Raw genomic sequence first — 2,021 nt, forward strand, 5'->3', positions numbered from 1 at the left:
CTCCAGCATCGAGGAGCCGGAAAAATCGGAGATCGGGAAAACCGACTTGAAAACAGCCTGCAGTCCCTCGTCCGGACGCCCGCCCTTGGGCTCCGCCACCATCAGGAATTGATCATAGGATGCCTTCTGAACCTCGATGAGGTTCGGCATCTCCGCAACTTCCGGGATCTTTCCGAAGAACTTGCGTACGCGTCTGCGGCCATTGAAAGTCTGGGTCTGGGCCATCGTCGCTCCTTAGCTCTAAACTCGGGACGAGCCTCGCCGCGGCTCGCCTTGCATTCTGGGCCACCTTGGCGGCAACCCTTTGTCTGTTTTCCCGGCGCCTGTCGGCGGCCGGCTAGAACGGGAGAAAACCCGTTTCCTGAAGGCCGATTTTCGGCCCTCAGGAAAGAGGTTCTCGTAGATCTCGCGTTACGCGTGCTCCCTCCGGGCGAAGGGAGTGGCGGACGGCGCGAGGCCGCCCGCCGCTTTCACGATTACTTCAGGTCGACCTTGGCGCCGGCTGCTTCCAGCTGGGCCTTGAACTTGTCAGCGTCGGCCTTGGAAACGCCTTCCTTGACCGGCTTCGGAGCCGCTTCGACCAGATCCTTGGCTTCCTTGAGGCCAAGACCGGTGATGGCGCGGACTTCCTTGATGACGTTGATCTTCTGAGCGCCTGCCTCGGTGAGAACGACGTCGAATTCCGTCTTTTCCTCGACCGGAGCAGCAGCGGCCGCACCACCGCCAGCGGCGGCAACAGCCACCGGAGCAGCGGCGGAAACGCCCCACTTTTCTTCCAGAAGCTTCGACAGCTCGGCCGCCTCGAGGACGGTCAGCTTCGAAAGGTCGTCTACGATCTTTGCGAGATCAGCCATTGTTGTGTTCCTTCATAAGGTTCGAACGTGTGTTTGTGATAGCGAGGAACGGCCTCATGCCGCCTCGTCCTTCCGGGCGTAAGCGCCGATGACGCGCGCGACCGAGGCCGCTGGCGCATTGACGATCTGGGCGATCCGGGTTGCCGGCGTGGCGATCATGCCAACCAGCCTGGCGCGCAGCTCATCGAGCGACGGAAGTGTGGCGAGTGCCTTCACACCGTCGGCATTGAGCGAGGTGGTGCCCATTGCGCCGCCGAGAATGACGAGCTTGTCATTTCCCTTGGCGAAATCGGACGCGACCTTCGGCGCCGCAATCGGATCCTCCGAATAAGCAATCAGCGTCTGTCCCTTGAACAGCTCGATGATCGATGCGGAGTCCGTGCCCTGAAGAGCGATTTTGGCGAGACGGTTCTTCGCGACTTTGACGGTGCCACCGGCGGCGCGCATTTTCGACCGAAGGTCGTTCATTTGCGCGACGGTGATACCGGCGTAGTGGGCCACGACCACTGAACCTGCGTTCGAGAACGCACCGTTCAGGCCCGTGACGAGTTCGCGTTTTTCCGCTCTGTCCACTGCCTATCTCCAGTTGACCCCAATCCTGTTAACGGGAACATCCCATTGACGAGGACAGGCGTCGGGTTGCCTTTTGTCGGCCGGGCCATCCAGTAACGGATCTCCCGAACGACGCTCGAGGATCCTGCCCCCTTTCGCCACATCGACGGTCAAGCCGGCGATGCGCAGACAAAAGGCAAACACGGTTCGAACCTTTCATTGGAGCAATCGCTCCGTTGTCCGGTCTTCACCCGTCTCATGCAGGCCCAAATCGAATTAAGGCTTCTGGGCCGCCTGCAATCTCGGACAGGATGTCCGGAAACCTCTCGGCTTCCGGTACCGGGCCGCCAACTAGGTCGGAGGCCCGGAATTCTTTGCAGATCAGCCGTTTACCGGCCGATCTCGATCAAAACTTATCAGGACGCGTTGAGCGTCGCGACGTCGAGCTTGAGGCCCGGGCCCATCGTCGAGGTGACCGACACCTTCTTGACGTAGTTGCCCTTGGCGCCAGTCGGCTTTGCCTTGGTCACCACATCGGCGAAGGCGCGGATGTTCTCTTCCAGGGCCTTGACGTCGAACGAGACCTTGCCGACGCCGGCATGGACGATGCCAGCC

The 2,021-nt window shown here is 60.9% G+C and carries 3 protein-coding genes and 1 pseudogene; all 4 read right to left on the bottom strand.

Features of this window, described 5'->3' with window-relative positions; translation table 11 throughout:
* On the bottom strand, positions 1-225 hold a 225-nt coding region (locus tag EN750_RS31680; protein ID WP_145968102.1), incomplete at its 3' end, for a hypothetical protein.
* Positions 226-476: 251 nt separating this feature from the next.
* Positions 477-854, bottom strand: coding sequence for a 50S ribosomal protein L7/L12 (gene rplL, locus EN750_RS31685; RefSeq protein ID WP_023762907.1), 378 nt, complete (start codon positions 852-854; stop codon positions 477-479).
* Positions 855-908: 54 nt separating this feature from the next.
* On the bottom strand, positions 909-1,427 hold the full coding sequence (rplJ, locus tag EN750_RS31690; RefSeq protein ID WP_013531412.1) for a 50S ribosomal protein L10: 519 nt from the start codon (positions 1,425-1,427) through the stop codon (positions 909-911).
* Positions 1,428-1,822: 395 nt separating this feature from the next.
* Positions 1,823-2,021: pseudogene (locus EN750_RS31695) on the bottom strand (50S ribosomal protein L1); the annotation flags it as partial.

It is taken from the genome of Mesorhizobium sp. M7A.F.Ca.ET.027.03.2.1 (genome assembly GCF_003999175.1).
GTDB lineage: Bacteria > Pseudomonadota > Alphaproteobacteria > Rhizobiales > Rhizobiaceae > Mesorhizobium.